Annotated in this window: 14 protein-coding genes and 1 riboswitch; all 14 genes read left to right on the forward strand. The window is 73.0% G+C overall.

The window, feature by feature from the left end:
- Nucleotides 1–48 precede the first annotated feature (48 nt).
- Complete coding sequence (gene fmt, locus VFZ70_13710; GenBank protein ID HEX6256857.1) at nucleotides 49–972, forward strand: methionyl-tRNA formyltransferase; 924 nt, start codon at nucleotides 49–51, stop codon at nucleotides 970–972.
- Between the two features lie 1,451 nt (nucleotides 973–2,423).
- Nucleotides 2,424–2,579: riboswitch (FMN riboswitch) on the forward strand.
- A gap of 9 nt (nucleotides 2,580–2,588) precedes the next feature.
- Nucleotides 2,589–3,668: a bifunctional diaminohydroxyphosphoribosylaminopyrimidine deaminase/5-amino-6-(5-phosphoribosylamino)uracil reductase RibD gene (ribD, locus tag VFZ70_13715; GenBank protein HEX6256858.1), complete on the forward strand. Its 1,080-nt coding sequence runs from the start codon at nucleotides 2,589–2,591 to the stop codon at nucleotides 3,666–3,668.
- Nucleotides 3,669–3,673: 5 nt separating this feature from the next.
- Entirely contained in the window at nucleotides 3,674–4,318 is a 645-nt protein-coding gene (locus VFZ70_13720; GenBank protein ID HEX6256859.1) for a riboflavin synthase, read from the forward strand.
- Nucleotides 4,315–5,538: a bifunctional 3,4-dihydroxy-2-butanone-4-phosphate synthase/GTP cyclohydrolase II gene (locus tag VFZ70_13725; GenBank protein HEX6256860.1), complete on the forward strand. Its 1,224-nt coding sequence runs from the start codon at nucleotides 4,315–4,317 to the stop codon at nucleotides 5,536–5,538. Before VFZ70_13720 ends, VFZ70_13725 begins: the two co-directional genes overlap by 4 nt.
- 12 nt (nucleotides 5,539–5,550) lie before the next feature.
- A complete protein-coding gene (ribH, locus tag VFZ70_13730) occupies nucleotides 5,551–6,054 on the forward strand; it encodes a 6,7-dimethyl-8-ribityllumazine synthase (protein ID HEX6256861.1) in 504 nt (167 codons plus the stop codon).
- A gap of 8 nt (nucleotides 6,055–6,062) precedes the next feature.
- Nucleotides 6,063–6,851 carry a prepilin peptidase gene (locus tag VFZ70_13735; protein HEX6256862.1) on the forward strand — a complete coding sequence of 263 codons (789 nt, stop codon included), beginning with the start codon at nucleotides 6,063–6,065 and terminating at the stop codon, nucleotides 6,849–6,851.
- Between the two features lie 72 nt (nucleotides 6,852–6,923).
- Nucleotides 6,924–7,343: a hypothetical protein gene (locus tag VFZ70_13740; protein HEX6256863.1), complete on the forward strand. Its 420-nt coding sequence runs from the start codon at nucleotides 6,924–6,926 to the stop codon at nucleotides 7,341–7,343.
- 291 nt (nucleotides 7,344–7,634) lie between these two features.
- Complete coding sequence (gene rpmI, locus VFZ70_13745; GenBank protein ID HEX6256864.1) at nucleotides 7,635–7,829, forward strand: 50S ribosomal protein L35; 195 nt, start codon at nucleotides 7,635–7,637, stop codon at nucleotides 7,827–7,829.
- A 10-nt stretch (nucleotides 7,830–7,839) separates the two neighbouring features.
- A complete protein-coding gene (rplT, locus tag VFZ70_13750) occupies nucleotides 7,840–8,196 on the forward strand; it encodes a 50S ribosomal protein L20 (GenBank protein HEX6256865.1) in 357 nt (118 codons plus the stop codon).
- A gap of 46 nt (nucleotides 8,197–8,242) precedes the next feature.
- Entirely contained in the window at nucleotides 8,243–9,052 is an 810-nt protein-coding gene (locus VFZ70_13755) for an RNA methyltransferase (protein HEX6256866.1), read from the forward strand.
- A gap of 15 nt (nucleotides 9,053–9,067) precedes the next feature.
- Nucleotides 9,068–10,129 (forward strand): ATP-binding protein, encoded by a 1,062-nt coding sequence (locus tag VFZ70_13760; protein HEX6256867.1) that lies wholly within the window; start codon nucleotides 9,068–9,070, stop codon nucleotides 10,127–10,129.
- A gap of 270 nt (nucleotides 10,130–10,399) precedes the next feature.
- A complete protein-coding gene (gene pheS / locus VFZ70_13765; GenBank protein HEX6256868.1) occupies nucleotides 10,400–11,455 on the forward strand; it encodes a phenylalanine--tRNA ligase subunit alpha in 1,056 nt (351 codons plus the stop codon).
- A gap of 36 nt (nucleotides 11,456–11,491) precedes the next feature.
- Nucleotides 11,492–13,915: a phenylalanine--tRNA ligase subunit beta gene (pheT, locus tag VFZ70_13770; protein HEX6256869.1), complete on the forward strand. Its 2,424-nt coding sequence runs from the start codon at nucleotides 11,492–11,494 to the stop codon at nucleotides 13,913–13,915.
- A gap of 157 nt (nucleotides 13,916–14,072) precedes the next feature.
- Nucleotides 14,073–15,101 (forward strand): N-acetyl-gamma-glutamyl-phosphate reductase, encoded by a 1,029-nt coding sequence (gene argC / locus VFZ70_13775; protein HEX6256870.1) that lies wholly within the window; start codon nucleotides 14,073–14,075, stop codon nucleotides 15,099–15,101.
- Nucleotides 15,102–15,104 lie beyond the last annotated feature (3 nt).

The raw sequence follows: 15,104 nt of genomic DNA on the forward strand, positions 1-15,104 counted from the left end.
TGCCCGGGCCCGCGGTCGCCACGCGCAGGGTCCCGCCCGGAGCCGCCCATGAGGGTCGCGTTCTTCGGCACGCCCGGTCCGGCTGTCCCGGCGCTGCGGGCGCTGCTCGCCGACGCGCGCGTCGTGGTGCCACTGGTCGTCACGAACCCGGACCGTCCGCGTGGCCGGGGACATCAGCTGGCCCCGCCCCCGGTGAAGGTCGCCGCGTCGGAGGCGGGCGTCGACGTCATCCAGCCGCGGCGCGCGTCGGAGGCGGGTCCGCAGCTGGCCGAGCGCGGCGTGGACGTGTGCGCCGTGGTGGCGTACGGCCAGATCCTGCCGTCGTCGCTGCTGGCCGTCCCGCCGCACGGCTTCGTGAACCTGCACTTCTCGGTGCTGCCCGCGTGGCGCGGCGCCGCGCCGGTCCCTGCGAGCATCCTGGCCGGCGACCGCGAGACCGGCGTGACCTGCTTCGTGCTGGACGCGGGGATGGACACCGGTCCGGTGCTCGCGACGCGGACCACCCGCATCGGGCCCTCGGAGACGTCGGGCGAGCTGACCGCACGGCTCGCCGATCTCGGCGCGCCGCTGCTCGTGGAGGCGATCGCCGGTCTCGTGGGCGGCAGCATCGCCCCGCGGCCGCAGGACGACGCAGCAGCCACCTATGCATCCAAGATCGCCCCGGAGGACGCCCGGCTGGACTGGACGGACGCGGCTGAGCGCCTGCACCGTGCCGTGCGGGCGTACAACCCCGTACCCGGCGCGCACACGACGTTCCGTGACGCCCGGCTCAAGCTGCACCGGGCGCAGATCGTTCCGGCCACCGGCACCCCCGGCACGGTGACCGGCGTGGACGACCGCACTGGCGCGCCGGTGGTCGCCTGCGGAGTCGAGGCGCTGCGGCTCGACGAGGTCCAACCGGCGGGCAAGCGGACCATGTCAGGCGCCGCCTTCGTCAACGGGTACCAACCGGTGGGGGAGGTGCTGCGATGAGGCGACGCGGCCCGGCTGTCCGCCGAGCGCGAACCGATCGCGGATCCGGCCGGTGAGCGCGGACGACGCCCGGGCGGTCGCGTGGCGCATCGTGCGGACCGTGCACCGCGACGGCGCGTGGACCGGTCCGGTGGTCGACCGCGCACTGACCGCCAGCAACCTCGACGCGCGGGACCGTGCCTTCGCCAGCAACCTCGCGTTCCAGACCCTGCGGTGGGAGGGGACGCTGGACTGGGCGCTCGGCCACGTGGTGCGGCGCGGGCTGGCCAGCGTCGATGACGACGCGCTCGACCTGCTGCGGTGCGGTGCCTGGCAGCTGCTGTTCGGTCGCGTGCCCGATCGCGCGGCCGTGTCGGCCACCGTCGACGTCGCGCGGGCGCAGCTGGGTGCGCGGGTCGTCGGGTTCGTCAACGGCGTGCTGCGCAACCTCGCCCGGCGGCGTCCGACACTGCCGTGGCCTCCCGCGGACAGCGTCGCCGGCAGAGCGCTGCGGCTGGGCTACCCGCGCTGGGTCGTCGACGAGGCGGACGCCCGGTTCGGCCCGGCCGCTGACCGCGAGCTCGACGCCGGCAACCAGCCGCCCGAGCTGACGGTCCGGACGACCGGGGCATCGGACGCCGCCGACGTGCTTACCGCGGCGGGCGCGAACGTCGAACCCGGGCGGTTGGCACCGGACGCCCTCCACGTCGACGGGATCGCGCCGCCGGCGGTGCTCCGGCACGTCCCGCGTGCCGTGATCCAGGACGAGGCGTCCATGGTCGTCGGTCGGGTCGCGGCCGCTGCGTTCGCCCGGACACGCGGCGACACCGACCGGGCCACCGAGGGCGTGCGTGTGCTCGACGCGTGTGCGGCGCCGGGTGGCAAGGCCAGCCACCTGGCCGCGCTGGGATGCGCGGTGATCGCCGCGGACCGCTCCGTCGACCGGCTCGGGCTGGTGGCCGACCTCGGCCGGCGCCTCGACCTGCCGATCGGGCTGCTCGCGGCCGACGGCGCGCGACCACCCTGGCGGGCGGGTGTGTTCGACGGCGTGCTGCTGGATGCTCCCTGCAGCGGGCTCGGGGTCGTGCGCCGCCGTCCGGAGCTGCGGTGGCGGCGAAACGCCGGCGACGTCGAGAACCTGGCCGCGGTGCAGGCGCGCCTGCTGGAGGCGTCGGCCGGCACGGTGGCCGGCGGCGGAGCACTGGTGTACAGCGTCTGCACGTGGACCCGCGCGGAGACGATCGACGTCGTCGAGGCGTTCCTGGAGGCGCACCCGGCGTTCGTGTGCGAACCGGTCACGGCACGCGACGAGGGGCCGCAACCAACCACCGGCGCCGCGGGTCCGGGCCTGCAGTTGACGTCGGCCGTCCACGGTTGCGACGGGATGTACATCGCCGTGCTCCGGCACCGGGGGTCACGCCGACGGACGCAGGTCGACGCTAGGCTTGGTGGCACGTGGCCGCCTGGCGGCCGCGCGCCTTCGGGGCAGGGTGCAACTCCCGACCGGCGGTGGCCCACGATCAGTGGGAAGCCCGCGACCCGGCCGACAGCTCGGACGGTGGACCCGGTGCGTACGCACGTAACAAGTCCGGGGCCGACGGTGACAGTCCGGAGAGGAGAAGGCGGAAAGGTCATCCGTGGATGACGTGCGTGCGATGCGTCGCGCGCTCGACCTTGCCGAGCGCGGGCGCGCGACCGTGTCACCGAACCCGATGGTGGGATGCGTCATCGTGGCCGGCCGTGACGTCGTCGGCGAGGGCTGGCACGAGGCCGCCGGCGGACCCCACGCCGAGATCGTCGCGCTCGACGCGGCCGGCGAGCGGGCAACGGGCGCGACGGTCTACACCACGCTCGAACCGTGCAGCCACACCGGGCGCACGCCGCCGTGCGTCGACGCGCTGATCCGCGCCCGGGTCGGACGCGTGGTCATCGCCGCGACCGACCCGAACCCCGTCGCGGCGGGCGGCGCCGACGCGCTCAGGCGGGTCGGCATCGCGGTCGACGTCGGGCTGCTGCGCGACGACGCCGTCGCCCAGAACGAGATCTTCCGGCACGGCGTGCGGACCCACCGGCCGTTCGTGTGGCTCAAGGGTGCCGTCAGCCTGGACGGCCGCGTGGCCGCCGCCGACGGTTCCTCCCGCTGGGTGACCGGCGACGGCGCGAGAGGCCACGCACACGCGCTCCGCGGCCGCGTCGACGCGATCGTCGTCGGCTCGGGCACGCTGCTCACCGACGATCCACAGCTGACCGTGCGGCTCGACGGCTGGCGCGGACCGCAGCCGCTGCGCGTCGTGCTGGACGGGCGGGCACGCACGCCGGTCGACGCGCGCGTCCACGACCCCGACGGCCGCTCGCTGGTGCTCGTGGCGCCCGGCGCGCGCGACGACGCCCTGCGCCACGCGCGCATCGCGGTTGAGCGGGTCACGACGGGGGCGGACGGGCGGCTGGCGCCACGAGCCGTCCTCGACGCCCTGTGGCAGCGTGGTGTGCGCAGCGTGCTGATCGAGGGCGGACCGACGGTGCTGACATCGTTCGTGGTGGCCGGGTGCTTCGACCGCCTGATCATCTACACCGCGCCCCTGCTGCTCGGGGACGCCGCGCTGCCACTGGTCACCGACGGGCCGGCGTCGCTGGAGGACGCCGAGCGGTACGTGCTGCACGACGTCGAGCGGGTCGGCGGTGACGCCGTGCTCACGCTCGGCAGGCGAGAGGAGTAGGACAGATGTTCACCGGCATCGTCGAGGCGGTCGGCACCGTCGTCGAGAACGCGCCAGGGCCGGCGGGCGGGCGGCTGACGGTCGCCCACCCGATGGCCGCCGACCTGCAGACCGGAGAGTCCGTCAGCGTCAACGGGTGCTGCGTCACGGTCACGCGCACCACACGGGACCGTTTCACCGCGGACCTGATGGGCGAGACGCTCGACCGGACGACGCTGGGTGGGCTGATGCCGGAGGCACCGGTCAACCTCGAGCGCGCGCTGGCGGCCAACGGGCGTCTGGGCGGGCACCTGGTCCAGGGTCACGTGGACGGCATCGGAACCGTCGTCGGCCTCACGCCTCACGACGGATGGACGGTGATGGCGGTGGCGGCCGGGCCGCGCCTGGCGCCTCACCTCGTGGAGAAGGGGTCGATCGCGATGGACGGCACGTCGCTGACCGTCATGGGCGTCGAACCCGCGCGGGAGGGCGGTGTGGTGTTCGAGGTGGGTCTGATCCCCCACACGCTCGACGTCACCGTGCTGGGTTCGCGGACGGTCGGCGACCGGGTCAACCTCGAGACCGACGTGATCGCCAAGTACGTCGAACGGCTCTTGTCCGCTGGCGCCGCGACCCCCTACGACGCGGTGACCGCCGAGGCACGGCCATGACCATGTCGAGCATCCCCGAGGCGCTGGCGGCGATCGCCGCGGGCGGTTGGGTCGTCGTCGTCGACGACGAGGACAGGGAGAACGAGGGCGACCTGGTCATGGCCGCCGAACTGGTCACGCCCGAGGCGGTGTCGTTCTGCGTCCGTCACACCTCGGGGGTGATCTGCGCCCCCATCACCAGCGAGCGCGCCGACGAGCTCGACCTGCCGCTGATGGTCCCGGTCAGCACGGACCCGCGTGGCACCGCGTACACCGTGTCGGTCGACGTCGCGGGTGTCACCACCACCGGCATCTCCGCGGCCGACCGCGCGGCGACGATCCGTGCGCTGGCCGACAAGGCGACCGCGAAGGCCGACCTGCAACGTCCCGGGCACGTGTTCCCCCTGCGCGCCGCTGACGGCGGCGTGCTGCGCCGCGCCGGCCACACGGAGGCTGCGGTCGACCTCGCGCGCATGGCGGGCGTGACGCCGGCGGGCGCGATCTGCGAGATCATCAACGACGATGGATCCATGGCCCGGCTGCCCGAGCTCGAACGCTTCGCGGCGACCTATGACCTGCCGCTGATCTCGATCGCCGATCTCATCGCGCACCGCCGCAAGCACGAGCAACTGGTGCACCGCGTGGCCGAAGCGACCATCCCCACCCCCTTCGGCCCGTTCCAGGCGATCGCCTACGAGTCCGACATCGACAGCAACCAGCACCTGGCGCTGGTGCGCGGCGATGTCGCCGGCCGCGAGGACGTGCTGGTCCGCATGCACTCCGAGTGCCTCACCGGCGATGTCTTCGGCAGCCTCCGGTGCGACTGCGGCACGCAACTGCAGGACGCGCTGCGACAGATCGCCGAGGCGGAGCAGGGGGTCGTCGTCTACATCCGCGGCCACGAGGGCCGTGGCATCGGGATCGTGCACAAGCTGCAGGCCTACAAGCTGCAGGACGGCGGCCGTGACACCGTCGAGGCGAACATCGAGCTCGGGCTGCCCGCCGATGCGCGGGACTACGGCACCGGCGCCCAGATCCTCGTCGATCTCGGCCTGTCCACGCTGCGCCTGCTGACCAACAACCCGTCCAAGCGGGCCGGCCTGGAAGGCTATGGTCTGCGTATCGTCGAGCGGGTGCCGCTGGAGACCACCCCGACGATGGAGAACCTGCACTACCTGCGGACCAAACGTGACCGCATGGGCCATGAGCTCGGTCTGCTCGACTCCGCACCACCGTCGTAGGAGGACCACACCATGAGGATCGTCGAGGCCGCACTGGACGGCACCGGCCTGCGGATCGGGATCGTCGTGACCCGGTTCAACGACACCGTCACCCGCCGCCTGCTCGACGGCGCGCTCGACAGCCTGCGCCGCCACGGCGTCCGCACCGATGACATCACCGTGGCCTGGGTGCCCGGCGGTTGGGAGCTGCCGGTCGTGGTGCGCCGCCTGGCGCAGCGGGGGGAGGTCGATGCGGTGATCGCGCTGGCTGCCGTGGTACGGGGACAGACCGCGCACTTCGACTACGTGGCGGGCAACGCGGCCACGGTCGGGGGCGTGGCCGACGACACCGGTGTTCCCGTGTCGTTCGGCGTGCTGACCACCGAGACCTGGGAGCAGGCCGTCGACCGCGCCGGTGGCAAGCGCGGCAACGCCGGCGCCGAGGCGGCGCTGGCCGCGATCGAGACCGCCCGCGTGCTCGAGGCGATCGACAAGCCGACGACCGCCGACGCCAGCTGGCGGTCCGAGGAGGCCTGAGCCCGGTCGTGCCGTCCGGCGCGCTCGTCGTCCCGATCTGCCTGCTGCTGGGGTTGGTCGCGGGGTCCTACGGGACCATCGTGATCGCCCGGGTGCCCGAGGGCGGTCCGCTGCGTGCGCCGGGGACGTGTCCGCGGTGCGGGCACGCCTTCCGCGGGCTCGACGGCGTCCCGGTGGCGTCGTGGCTGTGGCGGGGCGGTCGCTGCCGCGCGTGCGACGCGCCCATCAGCGTCGGGCAGCCGCTCGTCGAGCTCGCCTGCGGCCTGCTGTTCGGTGCGATCGGCTGGCGCATCGGCTGGACATGGGCGCTGCCGGGGTTCCTGCTGTTCGGCTGGCTGCTGCTGGTGGTCGCGGTCATCGACCTGCACACCAGGCGCATCCCGAACCGCCTGACGTATCCGCTGACACCGCTGCTGTTCGTGCTGCTCGCCACGGCTGCGGTGCTCGAGGGCACGCCCTGGGTGGCCGTGCGGAGTGCGCTCGCCGGCCTGGCCGCGTTCGTGCTGCTGCTCGTGCTCGCGCTGGTCAACCCGCGGGGGATGGGCATGGGGGACGTGAAGCTCGCCGGGTTCATCGGCCTGGGCCTCGGCTACCTGGGTTGGGCCCACCTCTGGCTGGGGCTCTTCCTCGGCTTCTTCGGCGGCGGGGTGATCGCGGGCCTGCTCCTCGCGCTGCGCCTGCGCACGCGCAAGGACCACATACCCTTCGGACCCTGGCTGGCGCTGGGCGCGCTGGCGTCGCTGCTGGTGGGACAGCCGATCATCGCTGCCTATCTAGGATGGGTCGGGTTGGCATGACGACCCGGGACGCCCGGGACCGCGTCACCGACGGACCGTTGCGCGGCACAACACGACCGACAGGAGCACACGATGGCAGATCCGATGGCCGACGGGCCCACCGAGGAGGAGATGCGGGCGTACCTGGAGAGCCTCCGGGCGGCGCAGCCGGTCGAGGTGATCGTGCAGGCGTTCGGCCTGCTGGCGACGGCGGCCAACGTCAAGGTCGGTCAGCCCGACGCGCGCGTCATGATCGACGGCATGGCCGCGCTGCTCGACGCGACGGCCGACAACGTGCCCGAGCAGATCACCGGTCAGATGCGCGAGACCGTGCGCCAGTTGCAGCTCGCGCAGGTTCAGGCCGAGCAGGACGCGTCGCAGGCGCAGCCTGCCGCCAGTGACGCCGGGGCAACACAGGCGAAGGGGACGGCGGCCGACCAGCCGCAACCACAGCAGCCCCAACAGCAGCGGCCCGACCCTGCGAGCCGGCTGTGGATTCCTGGACGGGACTGACCGTCCGGGAGAGCCGACGCGGCGGAACCGGGAACGGCGTCGGGCGCGCTGTGACAACGGCGTGACGCGCTAGAGTGTGTTGACGCACCAGCCGGCCGGCTGGTGCGCGACGAAGTGGAAGCGGCCGCTTCCCACCGTGCGGGGCCCGCGACGGGCACCCGGCCCGGTCCATCGGCATGCAGCGCGTGCTGGCGTTCTGGTGTGACGCCCTCGCGTCGGTGCCGCCGTGGCCCTCCCACCACTTCGAAGGACCGCCCCGGCCGCGCCGCAGCAGACAAGGACGCGACAGCCATGCCAAAGCAGAAGACCCACTCGGGAGCCAAGGACCGGTTCCGCATCACGCGCAACGGCAAGGTGCTCCACGGACGCCAGAACCGCGGCCACCTGCTCGAGAAGAAGAGCAGTTCGCGCAAGCGTCGCCTGAGCGGCAAGGGGCAGCTGTCCAAGGGCGACGCTGCACAGATCCGCAAGCTGCTGAGCAGCTAGGGGGAAGGCGATGGCACGAGTGACACGGGGCGTCCACGGCCGCAAGCAGCGCCGCGCGGTGCTCAACCGCGCCAAAGGCTTCCGCGGCGCGCGCCGCCGTCGCTACCGCGTGGCGAACGAGACCGTGCTGCACGCGATGCGGTACCAGTACCGCGACCGTCGTGCGCGCAAACGCGACTTCCGGCGCCTCTGGATCACGCGCATCAACGCCGGGGCGCGTCAGCACGGCCTCAGCTACAGCCGGTTCATCCACGGGCTGAAGCAGGCGGACGTCGCGGTCGACCGCAAGGTGCTCGCCGACCTGGCTGTCCGTGAGCCTGCGGCGTTCGCCAAGCTCGTCGACGTCGCCAAGGACGCCCTGGGCTGACAGGTCCGACGCACCGCGGGGCATCCGGCACGTAGGTCACCCACCCGTGACGTCCGAGCGTCCGGCAGCCATCAGCCACCCGGCCGTCAAGGCCGCGCGCCGGCTGCGCCGTCGTCGTGAGCGGGCCGCGAGCGGGCGGCTGCTGGTCGAGGGGCCCAACGCGGTCGACGAAGCGCTCGACGCGCTGGTCGAGGTGTTCGTCGCCCCGGACGTGTCCGACCGGGTGCGCGCGACGGTCGCCCGCTGTGTGGCGTCCGGTGTCCCGGTGCGCCCGGTCGACGACCGCGCGCTCGACGCGCTCGCCGACGCAAGGACGCCGCAGGGGATCGTCGGTGTGGCGACGCGCCCCGCGCCGGACCTGGACGCGCTGGCGGACGCCACCCTGCTGGTCGTGCTGGACCAGGTCGCCGACCCCGGCAACCTGGGGACGGTCATCCGTACCGCCGACGCCGCCGGCGCCGACGGGGTGGTGCTGACCCACGGCAGCGTCGACCCGACGAACGCCAAGGTCGTACGCGCCTCCGCGGGGTCACTGTTCCACCTGGCCGTCGTGGACGACGTCGAACCCGCGGCGCTGGCCGCGCACTGCCGGCATGTGGGCATGCGACTCGTCGGGGCCGTCGCGGACGCCCGGCGGCGCTATGACGACATGTCGTGGTCACCGCCGACAGCTATCGTGTTCGGCAACGAGGCACACGGGTTGTCCGCCGCGATGCAGCGGCAGATCGCGACGTCGGTGTCCGTACCGATCAGGCGACCGTCGCGGCGGGGGTACCGCGGGCATGCAGAGTCGCTCAACCTGGCAACGACCGCCGCCATCGTGGTCTTCGAGGTCGCGCGGCAGCGAGGCACCTGACGATCCGTGGGAAGCATGAACGTCGAGCTCGATCCAGCGCTGGAGCTGTTCCCGGACCCGCTGGTGATCGTCGGCGTCGACGGCACGGTCCGTGCGGCGAACTCGCTGGCGGCCCGGTTGGTGGGCCGTCCCGTGGACGAGCTCACCGGTGCGCGCGCCAGCGAGATCCTGCCGCTGGAGGAGGCCGGCGGTTCCGACTGGTGGTCGTGCTCGGCGCTGCCCGCGGCGGACCCCGCAGTGCTGCCACGCGTCGCCGAGCAGACGCTGCTGCTGCGGCGTGACCGGGGCTCCGACGTGCATGTGTCGGTGACGGGGCGTCGGGTGGCGGGCGACGACGGTCGCACCGATGCCCTCGTCGTGGGCCTGCGCCGCGCCGACCGGCGGTTGCGGGACGAACGCCAGCGCAGCGATCTGATATCGACCGCGAGCCACGAGTTGCGATCGCCGCTGACGAGCGTCCGCGGGTTCACGAAGACGCTGCTCGCGCGTTGGGACCGCTTCGACGACGCCACCCGCCGGCAGATGCTCGCGACGATCGACGAGGACGCCGACCGGGTGACGCGACTGCTGACCGGGCTGCTCGACGTCAGCCGCATCGACGCCGGCCGGCTGCCGCTGCGCCGACGCATCGTTGCGCTCGCCGACGTCGTGGAGCCCGCGGTCCGCCACTTCTCACAGGAGCACCCAGACCGCCGGCTGTCCGTCGAGGTCGCCGCGGACCTGCCCGACGTCGTCGTCGATCCCGACCGCATCGCGCAGGTGCTGACGAACCTGCTCGACAACGCCGTCAAGCACGGCGCAGGCGACGTCACCATCACCGCCGTGGCGGACAGCGACGAGGTGCGCTGCGTGGTCACCGACGCGGGCGGCGCGATCCCTTCGACCGAGTTGCACCGGCTGTTCGCCAAGTACCATCGGCTCCAGGGCACGCGCACGAGCGGTCTCGGGCTGGGGTTGTACATCTGCCGTGGGATCGTGACCGCGCACGGTGGCCGCATGTGGGCCAACAGCGATCCCGACGCGGGCACACGCTTCACCTTCACCGTCCCCGTCGCCGACGTCGAGCTCCGCCCCTGACCGGCATCGTCCCCGCAGTGCCGCGCGCACCCGGGTTGACTTCGGCAGCTCCGATGGCGACAGTGGGGGTGATGGACAGCTCCTCGGCACCGCCGCGCCGCCGGATGTTCAGCGTGCGCTTTTGACGCCGCGGGCGGTTCGACCGGATCGGCAGCCTCCCGCGGAGTCGCACCTCCCGGTGCCCGCCTGACCATGTGGCCGCGCGCTCGGCGTGGCCCGCGTCGCGGGCGGCCACACTGGGCGATCACCACAGGTCCGTAGGAGCTGACCATGAACGAGTCCGACACTGCCGTGGCGGAGGGCGCCGCCGAGGTCGATGCGGCTGCGCGCGCAGCGCGTGAAGCGATCACGTCGGCCGCCTCGCTCGACGCCCTCGACCAGGTGCGCGCAACGCACCTTGGCAAGCGGTCCGCGATGGCGGCGGTCCAGCGGACGCTTGGCCGCCTGTCCGACGAGGACCGCCGGAACCTGGGCGCCACGATCAACGCCGCGCGCGGCGAGCTCGCACGCCTCGAGGCGGAGCGCCGTTCCGTGCTGGAGGCCGAGCGGGACGCGGTCGTGCTGGCGCAGGAGGCCATCGACGTCACCCTGCCGCCACGCATCCCCCCGCGCGGCAGCCTGCACCCCGTGACCGAGACGACCGAGGCCATCGTCGACGTCCTGGTCGGGTTGGGCTACACCGTGCTCGACAGTCCGGAGGTCGAGACCGACTGGCACAACTTCACGGCGCTCAACAGCCCGCCCGACCACCCGGCGAAGTCGTTGAGCGACACGATCTACGTGCGGCCGCTCACACCTGACGCACGCCCGACCCCGGACGGCACGACGGGCATCCTGCTGCGCACGCAGACGTCACCCGGGCAGGTCCGCGCGATGCACGCCCAACCACCGCCGCTGTACATCGTGATCCCGGGCCGCGTGTACCGCTCGGACACCGCCGACGCGACGCACCTCCCGATGTTCCACCAGATCGAGGGTCTCGCGGTCGACGAGTCGCTGACGTTCGCCGACCTCAAGGGCACGGTCGTGGCGTTCGCCCGCGCGATCCTCGGTTCCGACACCGAGCTGCGCTTCGTGCCCGACCACTTCGCGTTCACCGAGCCGTCCGCCCAGGTCCTGGCCCGCTACGAGGGCAGCTGGATGGAGCTGCTGGGCTGCGGCATGGTCCACCCCAACGTGCTGCGCGCCGGCGGGTACGACCCCGAGGAGGTCCGGGGCTTCGCGTGGGGCGTCGGCGTCGACAGGATGGCCATGCTGCGCCACGGCATCACCGACATCCGCCAGTTCGTCGACAACGACATGCGGTTCCTCGCCAGCTTCGTCTAGGCCGCCCGCTGTTCTCCACATTCGAAGGTCGAGCTCATGCGTGTCCCACTGTCCTGGCTGACCGACTACATCGATCCCGGCCTGTCGGTCGACGAACTCGCCGACGTGATGACCGGTGGCGGGTTGATCGTCGAGTCGATCGATCGCCCGACCTCGGGGGTCCGGGGCGTCCGCGTCGCCGAGGTGCGTCACGTCGCTCCGATCGCCGGTAGCGACAAGCTCTCCCTGGTCGACGTCTTCGACGGTGACGCCGATCACCGCGTCGTGTGCGGTGCCAGCAACTTCGCCGCCGGGGACCGCGTGGCCGTCGCCCTGCCCGGCGCGGAGCTGCCCGGAGGCCTGCGGATCGACGCGCGGAAGATCTTCGGCCACACCTCGGACGGCATGCTCGCGAGCGGCAGGGAGCTGGGCATCAGCGACGACCACCGCGGCATCCTGATCCTCGACGCCGACACGCCGCTGGGCGCCGATCTGCGCGAGTGGCTCGATCTCGACGATCCGGTGTTCGACATCGAGGTCACGCCCGACCGTGGCTACCTGTTGTCGATCGTGGGCGTCGCCCGCGACATCGCGGCACTGACCGGCGCGCCCCTCCGCGAGCCCGAGGTCGTCGAGCCGACGGGTGGGTGCCGGGTGCCGGTGACGATCGAGGACACCGAACGGTGCCGCCGGTTCCAGGTCCGCACCGTCGACGACGTGCGCATCGGGCCGTCGCCGGCCTGGCTGCAGCGTCGGCTGATGGCCGCCGGGATGCGGCCGGTGTCCAACGTCGTGGACATCACCAATGCGGTGATGCTCGAGCTGGGCAACCCGATCCACGCGTACGACGAGGCGCTGCTGGCCGGACCCGAGCTGATCGTGCGCACCGCGCGCCCGGGGGAGCGGCTGCGGACGCTCGACGGCATCGACCGTGACCTCGACCCGGAGGATCTGCTGATCTGCGACGCCAAGGGACCCGTCGGCCTGGCGGGCGTGATGGGTGGCGAGGACACCGAGATCAACGACGCGACGACCAACGTCGTGCTGGAGGTCGCGAACTTCTCGCCGCGGACGGTCCTGCGCACCGTGCGCCGCCATCAACTGGTGACCCAGGGCTCGATGCGCTGGGAGCGCATGGTCCCGCCGGAGTCCGCCGCTCCGGCGATCACGCGGTGCGCCCGGCTCATCACCGACGTCGCCGGCGGCACGGTCACCGGCGGGGCCGACCACTACCCGAACCCACCCGAGCACACGCCGATCACCCTGCGCACGGCACGTGCCGCCGCCTATCTCGGTGCGTCCGTCGATGCCGACGAACAGACGGCGCTGCTCGAGCGCATCGGCTGCACCGTCGCCGACGACGGGGAGGGACGGCTGGCCGTCACGCGTCCGGCCTATCGACCGGACCTTCGGCTCGAGGTCGATCTGTACGAGGAGATCGCGCGGATCCACGGGTACGCGGACATCCCCGAGACCCTTCCGTCAACAGGGCAGGCCGGCGCACGCACGGTCGAGGACGCCGCGCGCATCCGCGTACGGCACACGCTGGCCGGCGCGGGGTGGCACGAGATCCTGACCGAGCCGTTCATCACAGTCGAGGACCTGTCCGCCCTCGGCTGGACCGACGATGACCGCCGGCTCGGGACGGTCGCGCTGGTCAACCCGCTGTCACAGGAGGCGGGCGTGTTGCGGACGTCGCTGCTGCCCAGCCTGCTGCGGATCGTGCGCCAGAACGCCAACCGGCAGGTCGCCGCGGCCGCACTGTTCGAGACCGCCCACGTCTACCTCCCACCGACGGACGACGAGCCGGGCGCGGACGGGGGCCCCGACGACGTGCAGTTGCCCTACGAACCGCTGATGCTGGGCCTGGTGGCCTACGGCCCGTTCGAGGCGCCACGCCACGACCGACCCGGCCGTGACGTCGACCTGTACGACGCGATCGGCGTGTGCCAACTGGTCGCGCGCCGCACCGGTCGCCCGGCGCTGGTGCCCGAGCCGACCGACGAGGCGCCGTTCCACCCCGGACGCGCCGCACGGCTGTCGTTGGACGGTGTGGTGATCGGGGCCGTCGGCGAGGTGCACCCGCGGGTCGTCGATGCGCTCGACCTGCCGCCACGCACGGTCGTCGGCGAGCTCCGCCTGGAACCGTTGCTGGCCGGGGGTGTCCGTCACCCGCAGGTGACGGGCCCGTCGCTGCTGCCCGGCCTGCGCTTCGACGTCTCGGTCGTCACGGACGGCGACGTGCCCGCGCTGGCGATCGAGCAGGCGGTACGCGCCGGGGCCGGCCCGCACCTCACCGACGTGACGTTGTTCGACGTGTACGAGGGCGGCACGCTGGATGAAGGCCAGCGGTCGCTGGCCTTCCACGTGGCCCTCGACAACGCCACGCGTCAGCTGCGCGACGTCGACGAGGCCGCGGCGATCGACGGGATCGCGGCCAGCGTCGCCGAGCGGGTCGGCGGTCGGCTGCGCCGTTCCTGAGGGCGCCCGGCGGCCCGGCGCGCTGCCGTCCACCGGGCGGACCGGCACGCCGGCCCCGGTCGACGTGCTGCGACCCCGTGGCGCCGGGTTGGCTGGGTCATGCACCCCTCGCATGGAGCGTGTATAACTATGCACCAGTGCGAATAGGTGGTGCGTGATGGATGTCGGCGTGATCGGCGGCTCGGGGTACGGCGGGGCGGAACTGCTGCGCCTGCTGCTCGGACACCCCGCGTTCACGGTGCGAGTCGTCGCGGGCGGCCGCAGCGCCGGGCAGGCCGTCGCCACGGTGTTCCCACAGCTGCGGGGCACACCGATCGCCGACCACGAGCTGGTCGAGGCGACGCCCGCGGCACTGGCCGACTGCGACGTCGTCTTCTCTGCGACACCACATGCCGTCAGCCTGGCGCTCCTGCCCGACCTCGTGTCGAAGGAGCGCACGGTGGTCGACCTGTCCGGAGCGTTCCGGCTGCACCCCGCCAGGTTCGAGCGGTGGTACGGCGACGAGCACACGAGCCCGTCGCTGACCCCCGCCGTGTACGGACTGCCGGAGCTGACCCGCGACGACCTGCCGGGCGCCGAACTGGTCGCCGGGCCGGGGTGCTACCCCACAGCGGCGCTGCTGGCGCTGGTCCCGCTCGTGGGGGTGCTCGGCGACGGCCCGATCGCCGTGCACGGGATGTCCGGCTGGAGCGGTGCCGGGCGCGGTCTGCGTGACGACCTGCACGCCAGCCACGCGCACGCCAACGTGGCTGCGTACGCCGCGCCGCGACATCGGCACACGCCGGAGATCAGCGCGCAGTTCACCGCGGCCGGCGGTGGACCGAACCCGATCACGTTCGTGCCGCACCTCGTGCCCATGGCCCGCGGCATGGTGGTCACCGTGACCGCCGCGCTGGCGGCACCGGACGTTGCACCACACGTCCACGGCATCGTCGCCGAGCACTACCGCGACGAGCCGTTCGTGTCGGTGCTCGACCCCGGCGCATGGCCCGGGTCGACCCATGTCGTCGGCGGCAACGGTGCCCACATCGGGGTCGCCGTCGATGCGTCGGCGTCCACGTTGATCGCCTCGTGCGCGCTGGACAACCTGGTCAAGGGCGCCGCGGGGCAGGCGATCCAGGCGGCCAACGTGGCCACGGGCACGGCCGAGACGGCCGGCCTGCCGATCGCGGGACTGTACCCGTGAGTG

The organism is Euzebyales bacterium (genome assembly GCA_036374135.1).
Lineage (GTDB): Bacteria > Actinomycetota > Nitriliruptoria > Euzebyales > JAHELV01 > JAHELV01.